This is a genomic window from Corynebacterium fournieri, from assembly GCF_030408775.1.
Taxonomy (GTDB): domain Bacteria; phylum Actinomycetota; class Actinomycetes; order Mycobacteriales; family Mycobacteriaceae; genus Corynebacterium; species Corynebacterium fournieri.
In genome coordinates, this window is the sequence record NZ_CP047210.1 from 2,092,821 (window position 1) to 2,111,486 (window position 18,666).

At 65.6% G+C, this 18,666-nt stretch carries 17 protein-coding genes; 12 read left to right on the forward strand and 5 right to left on the reverse strand.

The genetic code is table 11. The annotated features are described in order from the left end of the window. Positions 1-5: 5 nt before the first annotated feature. From CFOUR_RS10025 to CFOUR_RS10035, 3 genes are read right to left on the reverse strand one after another with little or no spacing between them, the layout of a single operon-like run. The gene (locus CFOUR_RS10025; protein ID WP_085957174.1) at positions 6-785 is read right to left on the reverse strand and encodes a phosphoadenylyl-sulfate reductase; all 780 of its coding nucleotides are present in this window, start codon (positions 783-785) and stop codon (positions 6-8) included. Next, complete coding sequence (locus CFOUR_RS10030; RefSeq protein WP_085957173.1) at positions 782-1,042, reverse strand: hypothetical protein; 261 nt, start codon at positions 1,040-1,042, stop codon at positions 782-784. The genes CFOUR_RS10025 and CFOUR_RS10030 overlap by 4 nt, the downstream gene beginning before the upstream one ends. Continuing rightward, the gene (locus tag CFOUR_RS10035) at positions 1,039-2,703 is read right to left on the reverse strand and encodes a nitrite/sulfite reductase (RefSeq protein WP_085957172.1); all 1,665 of its coding nucleotides are present in this window, start codon (positions 2,701-2,703) and stop codon (positions 1,039-1,041) included. Before CFOUR_RS10035 ends, CFOUR_RS10030 begins: the two co-directional genes overlap by 4 nt. A gap of 249 nt (positions 2,704-2,952) precedes the next feature. On the opposite strand from CFOUR_RS10035, the gene CFOUR_RS10040 reads away from it, so the two are divergent. From CFOUR_RS10040 to CFOUR_RS10095, 12 genes are all read left to right on the forward strand, one after another. Further along, entirely contained in the window at positions 2,953-4,317 is a 1,365-nt protein-coding gene (locus tag CFOUR_RS10040; protein WP_085957171.1) for an FAD-dependent oxidoreductase, read from the forward strand. Positions 4,318-4,336: 19 nt separating this feature from the next. Beyond that, positions 4,337-5,503: an alpha/beta hydrolase gene (locus tag CFOUR_RS10045; RefSeq protein WP_038613168.1), complete on the forward strand. Its 1,167-nt coding sequence runs from the start codon at positions 4,337-4,339 to the stop codon at positions 5,501-5,503. An 80-nt stretch (positions 5,504-5,583) separates the two neighbouring features. After that, a complete protein-coding gene (locus CFOUR_RS10050) occupies positions 5,584-6,636 on the forward strand; it encodes a histidine kinase (protein WP_290179361.1) in 1,053 nt (350 codons plus the stop codon). Then, positions 6,633-7,295 carry a response regulator transcription factor gene (locus CFOUR_RS10055; RefSeq protein ID WP_181889183.1) on the forward strand — a complete coding sequence of 221 codons (663 nt, stop codon included), beginning with the start codon at positions 6,633-6,635 and terminating at the stop codon, positions 7,293-7,295. Before CFOUR_RS10050 ends, CFOUR_RS10055 begins: the two co-directional genes overlap by 4 nt. Positions 7,296-7,377: 82 nt before the next feature. Next, positions 7,378-8,229 carry an ATP-binding cassette domain-containing protein gene (locus tag CFOUR_RS10060; protein WP_085958385.1) on the forward strand — a complete coding sequence of 284 codons (852 nt, stop codon included), beginning with the start codon at positions 7,378-7,380 and terminating at the stop codon, positions 8,227-8,229. 17 nt (positions 8,230-8,246) lie between these two features. Continuing rightward, on the forward strand, positions 8,247-8,942 hold the full coding sequence (locus tag CFOUR_RS10065) for a hypothetical protein (protein ID WP_290179362.1): 696 nt from the start codon (positions 8,247-8,249) through the stop codon (positions 8,940-8,942). Continuing rightward, entirely contained in the window at positions 8,939-10,177 is a 1,239-nt protein-coding gene (locus CFOUR_RS10070) for a DUF418 domain-containing protein (RefSeq protein ID WP_101706364.1), read from the forward strand. The genes CFOUR_RS10065 and CFOUR_RS10070 overlap by 4 nt, the downstream gene beginning before the upstream one ends. A gap of 105 nt (positions 10,178-10,282) precedes the next feature. Further along, positions 10,283-11,986: an ABC transporter ATP-binding protein gene (locus CFOUR_RS10075; RefSeq protein ID WP_085957169.1), complete on the forward strand. Its 1,704-nt coding sequence runs from the start codon at positions 10,283-10,285 to the stop codon at positions 11,984-11,986. Further along, positions 11,983-13,950 carry an ABC transporter ATP-binding protein gene (locus tag CFOUR_RS10080; RefSeq protein ID WP_085957168.1) on the forward strand — a complete coding sequence of 656 codons (1,968 nt, stop codon included), beginning with the start codon at positions 11,983-11,985 and terminating at the stop codon, positions 13,948-13,950. The genes CFOUR_RS10075 and CFOUR_RS10080 overlap by 4 nt, the downstream gene beginning before the upstream one ends. Before the next feature lie 20 nt (positions 13,951-13,970). Next, positions 13,971-14,174, forward strand: coding sequence for a hypothetical protein (locus CFOUR_RS10085; RefSeq protein ID WP_085957167.1), 204 nt, complete (start codon positions 13,971-13,973; stop codon positions 14,172-14,174). Positions 14,175-14,225: 51 nt separating this feature from the next. Then, positions 14,226-14,858, forward strand: a complete 633-nt coding sequence (locus CFOUR_RS10090; protein ID WP_085957166.1) for a DUF1707 SHOCT-like domain-containing protein — start codon at positions 14,226-14,228, stop codon at positions 14,856-14,858. 21 nt (positions 14,859-14,879) lie between these two features. Next, the gene (locus CFOUR_RS10095; protein ID WP_085957165.1) at positions 14,880-16,130 is read left to right on the forward strand and encodes a pyridoxal phosphate-dependent aminotransferase; all 1,251 of its coding nucleotides are present in this window, start codon (positions 14,880-14,882) and stop codon (positions 16,128-16,130) included. A 208-nt stretch (positions 16,131-16,338) separates the two neighbouring features. Here the strand turns inward: CFOUR_RS10095 and CFOUR_RS10100 are convergent, their stop codons facing one another. Next, a complete protein-coding gene (locus tag CFOUR_RS10100; protein ID WP_143338978.1) occupies positions 16,339-16,527 on the reverse strand; it encodes a hypothetical protein in 189 nt (62 codons plus the stop codon). 524 nt (positions 16,528-17,051) lie between these two features. Then, on the reverse strand, positions 17,052-18,590 hold the full coding sequence (locus CFOUR_RS10105; protein WP_085958384.1) for an ABC-F family ATP-binding cassette domain-containing protein: 1,539 nt from the start codon (positions 18,588-18,590) through the stop codon (positions 17,052-17,054). Positions 18,591-18,666: the final 76 nt, after the last annotated feature.

The following is an 18,666-nucleotide window of genomic DNA, read 5'->3' on the forward strand; positions in this document are numbered from 1 at the left end:
CCTTGTTATTCGTGCAGGCCGCACTCGGTCTTCGATGCGAATGCCCAGCGCCCGGCGCGCGGGTCCTCCCCCTCGGCCACCGGCAGGGTGCAGGTGGCGCAGCCGATGGAGGGGTAGCCCTGGCGGGTCAGCGGGTGGATGATTAAGTCATTGTCCCGCTCAAAGGCCTCCGTTTCCTCCAGCGACCACGTCACCAGCGGGGAGATCTTCAACCGGCCCGTGTTGTCCAGGCTCAGCGCCGGAGCTTCTGCGCGGGTGGGTCCGTCGGCGCGGCGCAGACCGGTGATCCAGCCGGCGTACGGGCTCATGTGCACCGCCAGCGGCTCCACCTTGCGCATGCGGCAGCACGCGGACGGGGCGCGCAAGTACAAATTCGGGCCGTAGGTCTCGTCCTGTTGTGCGCGGGTGAGCTGCGCCTTCGCCCGCACCAGCGAATGGGAGGAGTAGCGCGCCTCGACCTTGTCGGCCACCTCGAGGGTCTCCGGGAAGTGGTACTCGGTGTCCAGGAAGAGGAAATCCGCGCCGGGCAGGTGCCGGTCCGCCAGCTCCGCCAACACGGTGTTTTCCATGGAGAGGGTGACCACGAGGTCGCCGGGGGCGTACTGGTGGGCCCAGTCCAAAATGTCGGCGGCGGAGGCGCGGTAAAGCTTCGGCGCCCACGTTTCCACCAGCGCCGCGTTTTGTTGCGCCACATCGTCCGGCAGCGGCGCCGTTTCCTTCGGGCCTTCGGGGCTGACGTCCGGGTCGCGGAAGTTGCCGCCCGGCTGGTTGAGCAGGTTGATCATCGGTTACCTTCCTTCACTACTGCGGTGTGGCCGTGGCGCGCCAACGAGGCCTGAAGCGCCTCCTCGGTGGACGGCGCCGGCGCATGCGGGGTGTCCGGGTCGTCCTGGCCGTGGTACTTCACTTCGAAAACGCGCAGGCACTCCCCGCACTTCCAGGCAAAGTCCGTTTCCTCGTTGGGCCACAGATCCTCGCCGCCACAGTACGGGCAAAACGTGGGGAAATTTCGGTTCGGATTCGGCTTGCGGCGAAAGCTCATCGCAGGTCGTCCTCGTCTGCGCGGGCGACCCATTGACGAAATGTCTCGCCTCCCTCTCGCTTGTCCACGTAGTTTTGCACCACGCGCGTGACGTAATCCGTCAGCTCGGTAGACAGCACCTTGTGGCCACGCAGCTTCCGGCCGAAGTTGGCGGCCTCGCCGATCGTGCCGCCGAGGTGGACCTGGAAGCCTTCGACCTTGTCGCCGTTTGCGTCCACCACCATCTGGCCTTTCAGCCCGATGTCGGAGACCTGGTGGCGCGCGCACGCGTTCGGGCAGCCGTTGAGCGAGATGGTAATCGGCGAGTCCAGGTCGCCGAAGCGCTCCTCCAGCTCGTCCGCCAGCTCGATCGCGCGGGACTTGGTGGTCACGTGCGCGAGCTTGCAGTACTCCAGGCCGGTGCAGCTCAACAGGCCGCGGCGGAACTCGGAGGGGTTGGAATACAGACCCATCTCCTCCAGGTCCGCCTGCAGCTTCTCGACGTCCTCCGGTGCGACACCGAGCAAGAGCACCTCCTTGAACGGGGTGAAGCGCAGGTCGGTCACGCCGTAGCGCTCCGCCAAATCGGCCAAGGCGATGAGCTGCTCGCCGGACATGTGGCCGAGCGTGGGCTTGACGCCGATGTAGCGCTTGCCGTCTTTCTGCTCGTGCACGCCGATGTGGTCGCGGTCGATCAGGTTGTCGGGGGCCTTTGGGCCGTCGGCAAGCGCATAGCCCAAGTAGTCCTCCTCGAGGACGCGACGGAACTTCTCCACGCCCCACTCGGCGACGAGGAATTTCAGCCGCGCGCGGTTGCGCAGGCGGCGGTAGCCGTAGTCGCGGAAGATGCGCACCACGTTCGCCCAGACGTCGGGCACCTGCTCGAGCGTGACAAACGCGCCGAGTGACTGCGCGAGCATCGGGTTGGTGGAAAGCCCGCCGCCGACGTAGCACTCGAAGCCCGGGCCGAGCTCGGGGTGCTCGACGCCGATGAAGGCGAGGTCGTTGATCTCGTGCACCACGTCCTGGCGGGCGTTGCCGGAAATCGCGGTCTTGAACTTGCGCGGCAGGTTCTGGAATTCGTCGTCGGTGACGATCTGCTGGATCTTGCGGATCGCAGGCGTCGCGTCGATGATCTCGTCCTTGGCGATGCCGGCGACCGGGGAACCCAAGATCACGCGCGGAACGTCGCCGCAGGCATCCCACGTGTTCAGGCCGTGTTCCTCGAGCTTTTCCCAGATGGCGGGCACGTCCTCGATGCGCACCCAGTGGAACTGGATGTTCTGGCGGTCGGTCAGGTCCACGGTGGAGCGCGCGTAATCGCGCGAGAGCTCGCCGACGGCGCGGGCTTGGGCGGTCGAGCAGATGCCGCCGTCGAAGCGCACGCGCATCATGAAGTACTTGTCCTCGAGGACCTGGTTGTCCTCGCCGGTGAACTCGCCGCCCAAGTTCTGCTTGCGCTGGGTGTACAGGCCCAGCCACTTGAAGCGCGGGTAGAGGTCCTCGCGGTCAATGGAGTCGAAGCCGCCCTTGGAGTAGGTGTCGATCACGCGCTGCTTGACGTCGAGCACCGGGGACTCCTGCTTGATCTCCTCGTCGTGGTTGAGGGGCGCGGAGCCGTCGATGAGCCACTGCCCTTCCGGCTTTTTCGGGCGTGTCTTCGGCTTTGTAGGTGCGCTCATGTGCTCTCTCTCAATAGGCAACAAGTAGACAACTCGGTACGCATCCGGGCGTGCCGGGACTATTGCTGGCCTAGTGTGCCGTACTGCTCGGTCTGAAACAACCGTTTGCGTGAAACTGCCGGTTAAAGCGGTGAATCTAAACGTTTTCCGGAGTGCTGGAATGAAATTCTAGATATGTTTAAGACCGCTCGGTCTATGCGCTATAGTGTCCACCATCAACACACCCTTTTGCGAAAGGACAATGAACTTATGAGCCTGCGCGTCGCCGTAGTTGGTGCCGGCCCTGCCGGCATTTACGCCTCCGACCTGCTAATCCGCAACGAAGAACACGACATCCACGTCGACCTTTTCGAGCAGATGCCCGCCCCGTTCGGCCTGATCCGTTACGGCGTGGCCCCCGACCACCCGCGCATCAAGGGCATTGTGAAGTCCCTGCACAACGTGCTGGACAAGGACAAGCTGCGCCTCATCGCCAACGTCACCGTCGGCCGCGATGTCACCATCGACGACCTGCGGGACTACTATGACGCTGTTGTCATCTCCACCGGTGCCGTGCGCGACCGCGAGCTGCTCATCCCGGGCGGCGACAAGTCCATCGGCGCCGGCGAGTTCGTCGGCTTCTACGACGGCAACCCGCGCTTCGAGCGCAACTGGAACCTCGAGGCCAAGGAAGTCGCCGTCGTCGGCGTGGGCAACGTCGCCCTGGACATCTCCCGCGTCCTGGCCAAGACCGGCGACGAGCTCGCCGTCACCGAGATCCCGGACAACGTGTACGAGTCGCTGAAGAACAACAAGGCTGAGACGGTGCACATGTTCGGTCGCCGTGGCCCGGCCCAGGCCAAGTTCACCCCGAAGGAGCTGCGCGAGCTGGACGGGTCCGACACCATCCAGGTGCTGGTGGACCCCGAGGACATCGACTACGACGAGCTGTCTGAGCAGGTGCGCCGCTCCGACAAGTCCATCGACCTGAACTGCCAGGTGCTGGAGCAGTACGCGATGCGCGAGCCGGACGATGCCCCGCACAAGATCTACATCCACTTCTTCGAAGAGCCGGTGGAGGTGCTCACCGAGGGCGACGCCGTGGTGGGCATCCGCACCGAGCGCCAGGAACTGGACGGCAACGGCGGCATCAAGGGCACCGGCAAGTTCACCGACTGGCCGGTCCAGCAGGTCTACCACGCCGTGGGCTACCGCTCCGAGCCGGTCGAGGGCGTGCCCTTCGACCTCGAGCGCCACGTCATCCCCAACGACGGCGGCCGTGTCCTGGTCACCGCCGAGGAAGACGCCGCGCCGGAGGACAAGCTCTACGTCACCGGCTGGATCAAGCGCGGCCCGATCGGCCTGATCGGCAACACCAAGTCCGACGCCAAGGAGACGACGGACATGCTTATCGCCGACGCGGACGCCGGCAAGCTGGCCGCGCCGACCCACACCGGCGCCGACGACATTTTCGACCTGCTGCGCGAACGCGGCGTGGACTACGCCACCTGGGAAGGCTGGTACAAGCTCGACGAGGCCGAGCGCGCCCTCGGCGCAGCCGACCCGAACTTCCCGCGCGAGCGCAAGAAGATCGTGGAGTGGGACGAGATGCTGGGCCACTCCCGCGCGCAGTAGTAGCAAGTGCAACAACAGCATGCAGTGGCCCGCACGCATCCTCGCCGCCCCGCTCGCGATGATCGCGGCGCTGGCTGCCTGGCTGGCGCTCGCGCCGTTCACCCCGCACGTCGCGTACTGGGGCGCGGCATCGCTGGTCAGCCCGCAGTACGCGGGCCCGCTCCTGCTCATTTCGCTGGGCGTGGCGGCGGCGTCTGCCGCACTCGCCCGCGCCTCGCGGGCGAACCTTCTGCCGGCGGCCCTCGGGGTGGTGGCCACCGCGGCCGCCGCGGCGCTTTTCGGCGGCCAGCTGCACGCCGCCCGCGCGCTTGGCACCGATGCCGACGCGTGGGCCGCGCTGAGCTGGGCGGGGTTGGACAAGACCGCCCAGGGGCCCGACGCGACCGTCCCGTTCGACCTCTTCGGGACCGACGAGCTGGACATGGACGTCTACCTCCCGCGGGAGGGCGGCCCGCGCCCCGTCCTCCTCTACACGCACGGCGGCGGCTGGGACCAGCTCAATAAGCGTTCCCAGGCCTACAACATGCGGCAGATGGCTGACCGCGGCTACGTTGTGGTGTCGATGGATTACACGTTGTCTAGCCGTGAGCAGCCCACCTGGGACGTCGCCGCCGGCGAGGTTGGCTGCGCATTTACGTGGGTGGGCGCGCACGCCGCCGACTACGGTGGGGACCCGGCGAGGTTCTTCACCTACGGCGAGTCCGCCGGAGGGCAGTTGCTTCTCGACGCCTCCTACGATGCCGCCGCCGGCACGCTTACCTCCGACTGCGGCGGCCGCGCCGCCGTCCCCCGCGCCGTCTATGCCGACTCCCCCGCTCTCGACGCCCGGGCCGTGTGGGGCGGCGACGACCCGTACGCCGGCCGCGGCGCGCGCGAGACGGTGGAAAAGTACCTGGGCGGCACCCCGGGCGAATACCCGGCGCGCGCCGACGCGGTGACCTCGGCGAACCACGTCACGGACCGCTCGCAGCCGACGATGATCGTGCGCAGCGCGGACGACCGCCTCGTCCCGCCCGGCAGCTACGAGGGTTTCCACGCCGCCGCGGCGGCGAGCGGCGTCGAGCTCACCGAGCAGGTACGCCCGCACGCCGACCACGCCTCCGCGCTGAGCGCCCACGGAGTGTGGAACCAGCACCTGCTCGACTCCATGACGACGTTCTTCGCGGAGCACGGGGCGGACGCGTGAGCGGCCAGCTGACCGGGCGCGCCCGCACCGGCGCGGCGGTGGCCTCGATCCTGCTCGGCGCGCTCTTCATCGTCGACTGGGTGACAGTGCAGTCGCCGGTCGGCGCGGCGGCAAAGCTGGCCGGGGCCGCCATCCTGGCGGGCGCGACCGCCTCCTGCGCCGCGCTGTGGGTCCCCGGCATCGCCGCGTGCGCCACCCTCGCCCTGGCGCTGCAGAGCCTCAGCGTCTTCCTCTACTGGGCCCCGCCGCTGGCGTTCGCCTCCTACCTGCTGGGCCTGTCCGCCCCGCGCAGGCAGCGGCCCTGGCTCGTGGCGTGGGTGCTGGGGGTCTCCACCGCCGGCCTCTACGCCCACCACCTGTTCTTCGACGCCGAGTGGCCCAGCGGCATGACCACCACCGAGGCGGTGGAGGCCGGGGTCGGCGCGACCGTGCTGTGCTGGCTGGCGCTGGGCTTCTTCTACCTGCTGGGCACCCAGGCGCGCCAGCGCCGCGAGCGCATCTCGGAGCTAGAGCAGCAGGTGGAGTTCGCGCACGTGCGCGAGCGCACGCAGATCGCCCGGGAGATGCACGACATCGTCGCGCACACGCTCGCGGGCATCACCGCGCTTGCCGACGGCGCCCGCTACGCCGCCAAGTCCAACCCGGAGGTAGCGGAGGAGGCGCTGGAGACCATCAGCCGGGAGTCGCGCACGGCGCTCGGCCAGATACGCGGGCTGCTCAGCGTGCTGCGCAGCGACGAGACCGAGCGCCCCGCCGGCACCGCGCCGAGCCGGCACGACTTCGAGGCGCTTTTCGACGACGCCCGCCGCCGCGGGACCGACCTGACCGTCGAGGGCCTCGACGACCTGCCCGCCGACCTGCCCGCGCTCACGCAGTTCACGCTCTATCGCGTTTGCCAGGAGGCAGTGACCAACATGCTGCGGCACGCGTCCTCCCCCGCCGGCGTGATCCGGTTTGTGGTGGGTGCCCACTCAATTGTGGTGGAGGCGGAAAACGCGGCATCAAAAAGCAAAAGCTCGACGGGGGGCTTCGGGCTGGTGGGCATCGAGGAGCGGGTGGCCGCGGTCAGCGGGCGGGTACGCTTCGAGCGCGACGGTGGCAAGTTTGTGCTGACGGCGGAGGTACCTCGATGATCACGGTTGCGCTTGTGGACGACCAACCGCTCGTGCGCGCTGGGTTTTCCATGCTGGTTGGCTCGCAGGGCGACATGGAGGTGGCGTGGCAGGCCGGCGACGGCGATGAGGTGCCGGGCCGAGAGGCCGCGGACGTGGTGCTCATGGACATCCGTATGCCCAGCGTCGGTGGCATCGAAGCCACCCGTGCGCTGCTTGCGGAGCACCCCGACACCCGGGTCATCATGCTCACCACTTTCGACGACCAGGAGCTGGTGCTCGACGCGCTCGATGCCGGCGCCTCCGGCTTCCTGCTCAAGGACGCCGACCCCGACGAGCTGCTCAGCGCGATCCGCGCCGTCGACGGCGGCGACGCGGTGCTCGCGCCGAAGGTGACCCGCCACGTCATCGGCGCGGCGCAGGCCCCGGAGCATCAGGAGGCGGCACGCAACGAGGCAATGCTCGAGCGACTCACCCCGCGCGAGGTGGAGGTCCTGCGCTTGGTGGCGCTGGGCTACTCAAACGAGGAGATTGCCGAGGCCGAGACGCTCTCCCCCGCGACGGTGAAGACGCACGTGCACCGCATTCTGTTCAAGACCGAGTCCCGCGACCGCGTCCACGCCGTCCTCTTCGCGTTCCGCGCGGGCTTGGTGGGCACCGGCGAGTTGCTGGGCCACTAGCCGCCTACACCCCAGGGTGTACGCGCCGATTTACACCCGCGGGCGGACGATTTCGCCTGCGCCGCGCGCGATTGTGGGAACCATGATCGAAGTTCACAACCTGACCAAACGGTATTCAAGCTCCACCGCCGTCAACGCGCTGTCGTTCACCGCGCCGGACGGCGACGTCACAGGCTTCTTGGGCCCGAACGGCTCCGGCAAGTCCACGACCATGCGCATGATCGTCGGGCTAGAAACCCCAGACGAGGGCGAGGCGCTTATCGACGGCTCCGCTTTCCGATCCCTCGACCAGCCCGCACGCGCCGTCGGGGCACTGCTCAACCCGGAATGGATCGCCCCGCACATGACTGGGCGCGGCCACCTGAAGATGGTCGCCGATTACGCCGGCGTGCCGGAATCCCGCGCCGACGAGGCGCTTGAGGCGTTCGGGCTCGCGGAAGCAGCAAAACGGCAAGTGAAAAACTACTCCCTCGGCATGCGCCAGCGCCTCGGCGTGGCCAGCGCGCTGATCGCGGACCCATCCAACGTCATCCTGGACGAGCCGGTCAACGGTCTCGACCCGCAGGGCGTCGCCTGGATGCGGGGGCGCATCCGCGAGATGGCCGCCGAGGGTCGTGCGGTAGTCGTCTCTTCGCACCTGATGAGCGAGATGCAGCTCACTGCGGACCGCCTTGTGGTGATCAACCGCGGCCGCCTCGCCGGTGAGGGCCCGCTCGAGGACTTCCTGGGCTCCAACCGGGTTGAGGCGACCTGCAGCGACCCGGCGCGGCTGGCTGAGGCCGTCGGCGGCCAGGTCATCGGCGACTCCGTTGTCGTCGACGACGCCACCGCCCGAGACGTCGGCGAGGCCGCCCAGCGCGCCGGGGTGACGGTGTACTCCCTCCAGGAATCCCGCCGAAGCCTCGAAGAAGTGTTCCTGGAGTCGACGAAATAGGACGTAGGAGGTTTTCCATGCACACACTGAAAGCAACGCTTCGGGAAGTCTTTTCCCGCCCCGCGACGCGCATCCTGCTCGCGTTTGTCGCGGCCGCCCTCATTCTCGGGCCCATGGCCGTCGCGATGCTCCTCGGCCCCAACGGTACAAGCACCGCAGACCCTGCAATGCTGCTCATCCCGGCCGCTTTGATGCTCCCTGTGGCGTTCGCCGCGGGCGCTTTCCCCGCCGGCAGCGCGCACTCGCGCGGCACGATCGGCTACGCCTACCTCGCGTCGAACCACCGCGGTTGGGAGCTCGCATGTCGCGTCGGAATCGCAGCTCTCGCCTGCATACTGACGGCATTTGCCGCCTCGGCGATCGGGCTCGGCGGCGCGCACGTGTTTGTCGACAGCGTCGCTCTGGAAGGCGCCGACAGCGCAGATATGGTGCGCGGCCAGGCCGAGCTGTGGATCGCGTACCCGCTCCTCGCGGCCCTGACAGCCGTACTGCTCGGTTCGGGCACCGCGTCCTTCTTCGTCTGGGTCGTAGAGTCGCTCATTGTGGAGACTGCCCTCGGCGCGATCAACCAGCCGTGGGCCGCGGCCCTGGAGAAGCTCCTGCCGGGCGGCGCGGCCGGGAACGGCATGGCCGGAGTAGCTACCCTCGCGGTGTGGGTCGTGGCCCTCGCCGCCGCCGCGTATGCGGCCGTTCAGCGGAGGGCAGTGAAGTGACCGCAACAGAGACCACAACACACACCGGTGAGCGCACCGCGGCCCGCCAGCGGTTCGTGGCCCCCGACCTCGCCCGCGGGTTCGCTCTCGTCGGCATCGCGATGGCCAACATGGTCACTGACTGGGACCCTACCGAGGGCGCCGACCACGCGGCGGGCCTCGGCGGCTACAACGGCGACGGCACCGTGTTGGAGAAGCTGCTCGTCTTCTTCGAGACGCTCTTCGTGCACGTGCGCGGTTTGCCCATGTTTGCCACCCTGCTCGGTGTTGGCGTCGGCATGATCTTTGCCAGCCTCGAGCGGCGCGGCTACCCGCTGCGCGCCCGGCGCATGGTGCTCGCGCGCCGCTATGGGTTCCTGTTCCTGTTCGGCCTAGTGCACAAGACGCTGTTTTTCACCAACGACATCATGACCGCGTACGGCATCGCGGCGCTTATCCTGTGCCTGTTCATCGGGTGGAGCGACCGAGCACTCTACGCGCTCGCAGGTGCAGCATTCGCCCTGAACGCGGTACTTCGTGCTCCTGGTGTATTCGCCGCGTTTTCGTCGGCAGCGGAACCGGTAGGCGGCAGCCCCGCGCGCATCGTTGACCTCGGCGAGCGCATAGCCGCCGGCCTGGCCAACTTCTGGGTGTACCCGGCAATGGGCGTACTCGAGATGCTCGCCTTCTTCCCGCTTGTCGTGGTCGGGTTTGTCTGGGGCCGACGCGGCGTCTTCGGCAACGTAAACGGCAACTCCCGGATGCTCCGCGGGTGGGCGATTCTTGCAGCCGTAGTTATCGTGGCCGTCGGCATCCCGTGGGGCTGCGCGGAAATCGGCGCGCTCGAACCCAGGTGGGCTACAGGGCTCAATGCCACCAACGAGCTCGTCGGCATGCTCACCGGCCCCGGCATCCTCGCTGCCATCTCCCTCGCGTGCCGGCCGTTGCAATCGCGTATCAACGCCTCCGGCTCCCTCCCGCACCTAGCCCGACCACTCGTGGCGCTGGGGAAACGTTCCATGAGCGGCTACCTTGCGCAAACGATCCTCTTCATCCTGACAACCCAGCCTGCGTTCTGGTGGGCGACACGCGACGCAGCAATCTCCGGAAAGCTTGGCTGGGCGGTGCTTATCTGGCTGGCCACGGTAGCTGGTGCGTGGGCGCTTGAGAGGGCCGGCAAGCCGGGGCCGTTCGAATGGCTGCACCGTCGCCTGTCGTACGGCAAAAACGGCCTCCCTGAGCACTACCACGGCTAGGCGCCCAGAGCAGACGCGCCCAGACGGCACCGTGCCCTCGCTCGAGCCGTGCGCGATGCGACAGAAGTCTAGGATTGCCCCGGACAACGAGAAGAAGGGGCATACGTGGATCTCATCCGACTCACCGCGCGCTTTGGCAAACGCTACGCCGGCCAATTCGCATTGGTCATCACGTTACAGCTGGTCACAACCCTGGCCACGCTGTATTTGCCGGACTTGAACGCGGACATCATCAACAACGGTGTCGCGCAAGCGGACGTGCCGTACATCTGGCGCGTGGGCCGCACGATGCTGCTGGTTGCGCTGGTCCAGATCGTGGCGGCCATCGGCGCGGTGTGGTTCGCCTCCCAGGTGGCCATGAAGACCGGCCGGGACATCAGGGCCGCCGTCTACGACCGGGTATCGGGCTTCACCAGCGAGGACATGGCCCGCTTCGGCACCGCCACCCTGGTCACCCGCGGCACCAACGACGTCCAGCAGGTGCAGATGACATTCCTGCTGTTCATGAACTTCATGGTCGCCGCGCCGATCATGGCTGTCGGCGGCATTGTCATGGCGCTGCGCCAAGACGCCGGCATGTCCTGGCTGGTGGTCACCGCCGTGCTCGTGCTGGCGGTGGTGGTGGGCATCATCGCCGCGCTGCTCATGCCCATGTTCAAGCGCATGCAGGTGAAGCTGGACAACATCAACGGCCTGCTGCGCGAGCAGATCGCCGGCATCCGCGTGGTGCGCGCGTTCGGCCGCGAGGACTACGAGGAGCAGCGCTTCCACACCGCGAACGAGGAGATCAGCCGCATCAGCCTCAACATCGGCCGCGTGTTCGTGACCATGTTCCCGGTCATCATGCTCATTTTGAACCTCGCCACCGCCGCGGTGCTGTGGTTCGGCGGGCACCGCGTGGACGACGGCCTGGTGGAGGTCGGCTCGCTGACGGCGTTTATGCAGTACCTGATGCAGATTCTGATGGCGGTGATGATGGGCGTATTCATGCTCATGATGCTGCCGCGCGCGATCGTCTGCGCGGACCGCGTTGAAGAGGTGCTCGGGCACGAGGTGGACACGGCGGCGGCCGAAGGTGCATCGATAAGCGAAGGCACCGTGCGCTTCGAAGACGTCTCCTACACCTACCCCGGCGCGGAAAAACCCGTGCTGGAGGGCGTGTCCTTCGAGGCGCGGCCGGGCACCACCACCGCGATTATCGGCTCAACCGGCTCCGGCAAGACCACGCTGGTGGGGCTGCTGCCGCGGCTGTACTCCCCTACCTCGGGTCGTGTGCTTATCGACGGCGTTCCGGTCTCCGCCATCGCCCGCGCCGACCTCGTCGGGGCGGTGGCGATGGTGCCGCAGAAGCCGTGGCTGTTTTCGGGCACTGTGGCGTCCAACCTGCGCATCGGCAAACCGGACGCGACCGACGACGAGCTGTGGGCCGCGCTGCGCACCGCGCAAGCAGGCTTCGTCGACAACCTGGACATGCCTATCGCCCAAGGCGGCACGAACGTCTCCGGCGGGCAGCGCCAACGCCTGTGCATCGCCCGGATGCTGGTCTCGGACCCGAAGGTCTACGTCTTCGATGACTCCTTCAGCGCGCTGGACGCAGCCACGGAAGCGAACCTGAACGTGGCGATGCGCGAAGACGCGCGGGACAAGACCGTGATCGTGGTGGCGCAGAAAGTGTCCTCCATCAGGCACGCCGACCAGATCCTGGTAATGGAGGCCGGACGCATCGTCGCCCGCGGCACGCACAACGAACTGCTAGCCCAATCCGAGACCTACCGTGAAATTGCGCAGAGCCAGGAGGTGGACGCATGAGCAAGCAAGACGCAGCTGAGCTGAGCGAGGCGCAGCTGGCCGAATACGAAGAGAAGATGGCCGGCGACGACTACTCCAGCAAGGCGCCGCGCAAAGCCAAGCACTTCTGGCCGTCCGCCAAACGCTTGTTGGGGCTCCTCACCCCCTACAAACTCGCGCTGACCGCGGTGCTTGTGATGAACGCCGCGTCCGTGTTCCTGGCCGTGTACGCCCCGCGCGTGATGGGCCGGGCCATGGACGTCATCTTCGCCGGTGTGGTGTCCAAGCAGATGCCGCCCGGCACGACCAAGGAGCAGGCTGTGGAGGGGCTGCGCGCGGCCGGCCAGGACCGCTTCGCCGACATGGCCGCGGCGATGGAGCTGCACCCCGGCACCGGCATCGACTTCGACCGCCTGCGCGGGCTGATCGTGTTCGTGCTCGCCCTGTACCTCATCTCCGCGCTGCTGATGTGGGCCCAGGGCGCGATCCTGAACAAGCTGTCCATCCTGGCGGTGTTCAACCTGCGCGAGCGTGTGGAGGCGAAGCTCAACCGCCTGCCGTTGAGCTACTTCGACACCCGCCAGCGCGGCGATGTGATGAGCCGCACCACCAACGACGTGGACAACGTGCAGCAGGCGCTGCAGCAATCGCTGTCTTCGCTGTTCAACGCGGTGCTGACGGTGCTGGGCATCATCGTGATGATGTTCGCCATCTCCTGGCAGCTCGCCCTGGTGGCGCTGCTGGCCATCCCGCTGACCGGCCTGGCCATGGGGCTGGTGGGCACGCGCAGCCAGAAGCAGTTCATCACCCAGTGGAAAGCGACCGGCGACGTCAACGGGCACGTGGAGGAATCCTTCTCCGGCCACGACGTGGCAGTCATCTTCGGCCGCACCGACGAGCTGCGCCGCGAGTTCGACCAGCGCAACGACCAGCTCGCGGGCGCCGCGCAAAAGGCGCAGTTCCTGGCCAACTCCATGCACCCGATCATGCAGTTCGTCTCCTACCTGTCCTACGTGGCCATCGCGGTCCTCGGCGGTGTGAAGGTGGCCTCGGGCAAGCTCACGCTGGGCGATGCCACCGCGTTCATCCAGTACTCCCGCCAGTTCAACCAGCCGCTGGGCGAGATCGCCGGCATGATGCAGATGCTGCAATCCGGCGTGGCTTCCGCCGAGCGCGTCTTCGAGCTCCTCGACGCGGAGGAGGAAACCGCGGAGACCGCCACCGCCCACCTGCCGCAACGCGCCGGCGAGGTGGAGTTCCGCGACGTGTCCTTTGATTACGGGACGGAGCGCAACGACGCTCCCCCGCTGATCCAGGACCTCAATCTGCGCGTCGCGCCCGGCCAGACCGCCGCGATTGTCGGCCCCACCGGCGCGGGCAAAACCACGCTGGTGAACCTGCTCATGCGCTTCTACGACGTGGATGCCGGCAGCATCACCCTCGACGGAGTGGACATCAGGCAGCTCTCCCGCGGAGAGCTGCGCGGCCAGATCGGCATGGTGCTGCAGGACGCGGTGCTGTTTAAAGGCACGATCATGGAAAACATCCGCTACGGCCGCTTGGATGCCACCGACGAAGAGGTGATTGAGGCCGCGAAGGCCACCTTCGTGGACCGCTTCGTGCGCTCGCTTCCCGACGGATACGAAACGCAGGTCGACCAAGACGGAGGCTCCGTCTCCGCCGGCGAGCGGCAGCTGATCACCATCGCCCGCGCGTTTTTGTCCCAGCCGGCGCTGCTGATCCTGGACGAGGCGACTTCCTCGGTGGACACCCGCACGGAGGTGCTGGTGCAGCAGGCGATGAACGCGCTGCGCTCTAACCGCACGTCCTTTGTCATCGCGCACAGGCTGTCCACCATCCGCGACGCCGACGTAATCGTGGTGATGGAAAACGGGCGGATTGTGGAGCAGGGCTCGCACGCGGAGCTCGTCGCAAAGCAAGGTGCCTACTGGAAATTGCACCAAGCGCAGTTCAGCGAGGACTAACTCTGCGTAGGATCGGGCCCATGACTACAGAACACGAAGGCCTCTACACCAGCATCGACACCGAACGCGCAACCGCCTCCTCGAAGGACAGCGCCGACGCCGCGAACCAGAACATGGACACCCTGCCCCTGGGCGAGGGTGTGCACACCGTCGAGGAAGCAGAACACCACGACGACACCAGCCGCTGGAACGACGGCAACCTCCCGAACGAGGAGACGAAGTAACTTTCCGCCCCGGACGCGCACCAGTCGTCCGGGGCGTTAGTATTGCGGTTTGTGAGCACTCCCTACGGCAATTTCAGGATCGGCGACCAGGAGCGCATGGACGCCATGGACACTCTCGGGCGCGCGCTTGGCGAGGGCCGGCTCAACATGGCCGAGTTCGACGAGCGCTGCCGCCAAGTCGCCGAAGCACAGGTCCACTCGGACCTCGAACCGATTCTGGTGGACCTGCCGCCGCAGCCGGTGGAAGGCCCCGTGGCGGCGCAGGACGTCCCCTCAGGAGACGTCTTTTACAGCGGCCGCGAGATCATGCAGGCGCGCCGCTCCGGCAAACGCATGCGCGCAGGCACGTTTTGGCTGGGCACCATAGGCGCGTTCGGTCTGGTCGGCCTGTTCAGCCACGTCGGTGCCGACGCCTTGGTCGGGCTTTCTCTGCTGTTTATCCCCACCCTGTTCATTCTGCTGTACGTGATGAAGGTGGGCCCGGATTCCTGGCACACCCCCAGCCTGCGGCAGTTGGAGCAGCAGCGCCGACAGGAAATCAAGCGCCGCCAGCTGGAGATCGAATCCGCGAAGGCGCACCAGCAGGCAATGAGGCGTGTGCAGCGCAAGGATCAGTTCAACCAGCTGACCTCCGACGCGCTCGATGTCGCACAAAATACGCTAAACCGGTTCCGCAAACCCTAAACGCGCCTACAGTGGAGTGGCATGAGTGAGCCACTGCAAAAGCACCAAAGGCACCGCCATTTCGACCAAGCGGACAAGCTGAAGAACGTCTTCTACGACATCCGCGGGCCGGTGACGGCCACCGCGGAGAAGATGGAGCGCGACGGCCACACCATCCTGAAGCTCAACACCGGCAACCCGGCAGTGTTCGGTTTCGAAGCGCCGGACGTGATCATGCGCGACATGATTGCCAACCTGCCTACCTCCCAGGGCTACACCACTTCCAAGGGCATCACTTCGGCGCGCCGCGCGGTGGTCACGCGCTACGAGATGATCGACGGCTTCCCTCACTTCGACATCGACGACGTCTACCTCGGCAACGGCGTGTCCGAGCTGATCAGCATGACCACCCAGGCGCTGCTCAACGACGGCGACGAAATCCTCATCCCCGCCCCCGACTACCCGCTGTGGACTGCCGCGTCCACGCTCGCCGGCGGCAAAGTCGTGCACTACAAGTGCGACGAGGAGGACGATTGGAACCCCTCGCTCGAGGACATCCGGGAAAAGATCACCGACCGCACCAAAGCCATCGTGGTGATCAACCCCAACAACCCCACCGGCGCCGTGTACTCGCGCGAGGTGCTCGAAGGCATCGCCGACATCGCGCGCGAGCACGAGCTCATGGTGCTTTCCGACGAGATCTACGATCGCGTGCTTTACGACGGAGCTTCGCACATCTCCATGGCAGAAATCGCCCCGGATCTCGTGTGCATCACCTTCAACGGCCTGTCCAAGGCGTACCGGGTGTGCGGCTACCGCGCCGGCTGGATGGTGATCACGGGCCCGAAGCGCCGCGCAACCGGCTTCATCGAAGGCCTCGACCTGCTCTCCGGCACCCGCCTGTGCGCGAATGTGCCGGGCCAGCACGCCATCCAGGTCGCGCTCGGCGGCCGCCAGTCCATCTACGAGCTCACCGCTGAGGGCGGGCGCCTGCACAAGCAGCGCAACGTCGCGGTGAAGAAGCTGCGGGAAATCCCCGGCATCTCCGTGGTGGAGCCGAAGGGTGCGCTGTACTGCTTCCCCAAGATCGACGCGGAGATGTACAACATCCACGACGACGAGAAGTTCATGCTGGACCTGCTCAAGTCCGAGAAGATCCTCATGGTGCAGGGAACCGGCTTCAACTACCCCACCCCGGACCACTTCCGCGTGGTCACGCTGCCGTGGGCGTCCCAGCTGGAAAACGCGATCGAGCGGCTCGGCAACTTCCTAGTGGACTACCACCAGCACTAGGTTCCGCTGTTCTAGACAACTACCAAACTTCAGGCCGCAAGTTTGGTGGAAGGCTCTCGCGTCATCCTCACCGCCCGCAACGCGTTGGACCGCCTAGGAGCTGACGGCATTGCCGTGTCTGCCCGAGTGGACAAACGTCAGCGTGCCTGGCGCTCCCCTGACATACTTTCGCTTTTCGGCGACTTCGCTGTCGCAGCTGGTCTCCGGCCTACCGGCGACTAGGGCCGGAGCGCGCCTCGGCCTGAGCCAAAGCCGACTTCACCGAGCTGGCCAAAAGCGCCATCGAAAGAAGGAAGAGGATGACGTAGGCGCGACCTAACGCCACGATAAGGGCCACCGAGATAAATACCGCAAGGGTGGAGATACCGATCGCCATCTTCGAGTTACGCAGTTTCATGATCGTCCCCTAGCAGAAGGTGGTGGCGGTGCCCGCCATCGCCGGAGTCATGACTGCAGCGGTCAGCGCTAGGGCGAGCGCGGGAGCGACAACCGCCTTGCGGACGGTCATTGAGTGATACATGGGAAGCCTTTCACAAGTCGAGAAGCACATCGTACTGGGAGGATTGTATGAGCGCTGTTGCAGGATGAACATGGCTAGCGCTGACTTTGGAACATTTGGTCCAAAAGCGGTACTTTCGGTCCCCCGGTAACAACGAGCAAGACGGTATCTGACTCCGATTGGCTTCTCTCGAACGACGAAAGGCTCAGATTGAAATTTCTAGAGGCTCCGCCCCCAAACGCGTGGAGCTGCCAGCCGGCGTCTTGCCACGCGGGGCGTGTCGTCCGTCGATAAGCACCTGCCTCTCGACGAGCTTCGCCGCCCACCCCGGACCACTTCCGCGTAGTCACTCTGCCGTGGGCGTCCCAGCTGGAAAACGCGATCGAGCGGCTCGGCAACTTCCTAGTGGACTACCACCAGCACTAGGGCGTTTCCGCACCTCCCAGGGTGGTGACGGAAACGTCGCGGGTGAGTCCCACGCGCCCGCAAAAGTTCTCGTCGTGGCTGACCAAGATGATGGCACCTGCGTAAGCCTCCAAGGTTGAAACGAGCCAATCCACTGTCGCGATGTCGATGTTGTTGGTGGGTTCGTCGAGAAGTAGCAGCCTGGGTGCAGGATTGGAAAGCAAGATGCGGGCGAGCTCAACCCGGAATTTCTCTCCACCAGACAACTCGTCTACCTGCGCGTGCACCGTATCGTTTTGGAACAAGAGCTGAGCAAGCTGGTCACGAATGTACTGCGGGTCTGCCTCAGGGTTCGCCTCCGTTACCAATTCCAGAACCGTTTTCTCTCGGGGAAATGTCAGACGTTGACGTAGGTAGCCCGCCCCTTCGATGACGTAACCTGCCTCATTGCTGGCGATGGAGTTGAGCAAGGTGGTCTTGCCGCTGCCGTTCGGCCCCGTAATTCGCACCCGCTCTGGCCCGACCACCGTGAGACCGGCGATGTCCAAGACCCGTGTGCTGTTCGCGAGCTCGGTTTCAGGCAAATCGATAAAAACGCCCTGGTCGTCCCGGACCTTTTCCTTTGCTTGGTTGTATGCGGCCCATGCCTGATCGACGGCACCCGCGTGCGCTGATCCCCTCCGTGCGGCAGTCTTTTCGGATCTGTCTTTATCCAAGCCCATCGTCATGCCGGGCTTGCGTTTTGAGGCAGCAAATTTCCTGCCGCGACGCGCATCGCGATCAATACGAGTTTGCATTGCCTCGCGTTCTCGCATCTGCTTGCGATGATTCGATTTCGTGTCCCGAACCTCACGCATCGCCGCTTCCTGTTCCCGCGCCAGCGTTTCTTGGTAAGCGGAGTAGTTACCGGGAAACACTCGCAGCGTTCCGTTGTGCAGCTCCGCGATTTCAGTCGCGGACTCCAGCAAATCGCGGTCGTGGCTGACAACGAGCGATGGAATCGGGGACGCCGCGAGGTGCTCAATCAGCTGAGCTTTCGCATCGCCGTCGAGATTGTTCGTGGGCTCATCCAGAACAATGAAGTCTGGGTTTCCCTGCAGCAGGGCGGCAATGGCGACTCGGACAGCTTCACCACCGGAGAGAGTGTCCATGGTTCTACTCAAGTCCAAGTCGAGACCATGGGCGGACAACGTGGCAGTAACGTCAGCGGCCACATCCCAACGGTCGCCGATTATGTCGTACAAGCTCGGATCAAAATCTCCTGCTTCTACTGCCTCAATAGCGGTCAGGATTTCCGAAACCCCGAAAACATCTGCCACAGTCGCATCTGACTTCAATGCCAGATCTTGCGGGAGGTACCCAATATTCGCTGGGCGTTCAACCGAGCCACCAGTGGGTTCAAGCTCGCCAAGAATGATCTTGATCAGCGAAGTTTTCCCGGATCCATTATCGCCGATCAGGCAAGTAAGACCGCTTGAAAATACGGCACTTACGCCCGCAAAGCAGCTCGCGCCGTTCGGCCATTCGTGGGATACGTTGTTCAGTGAAATAGGCATGCTCATTCGACTTTCTTGTTCGTGTTACGCGGAAACACGAATCGTGAGCACGGCCTACTCCTTTCCTCGACAACAG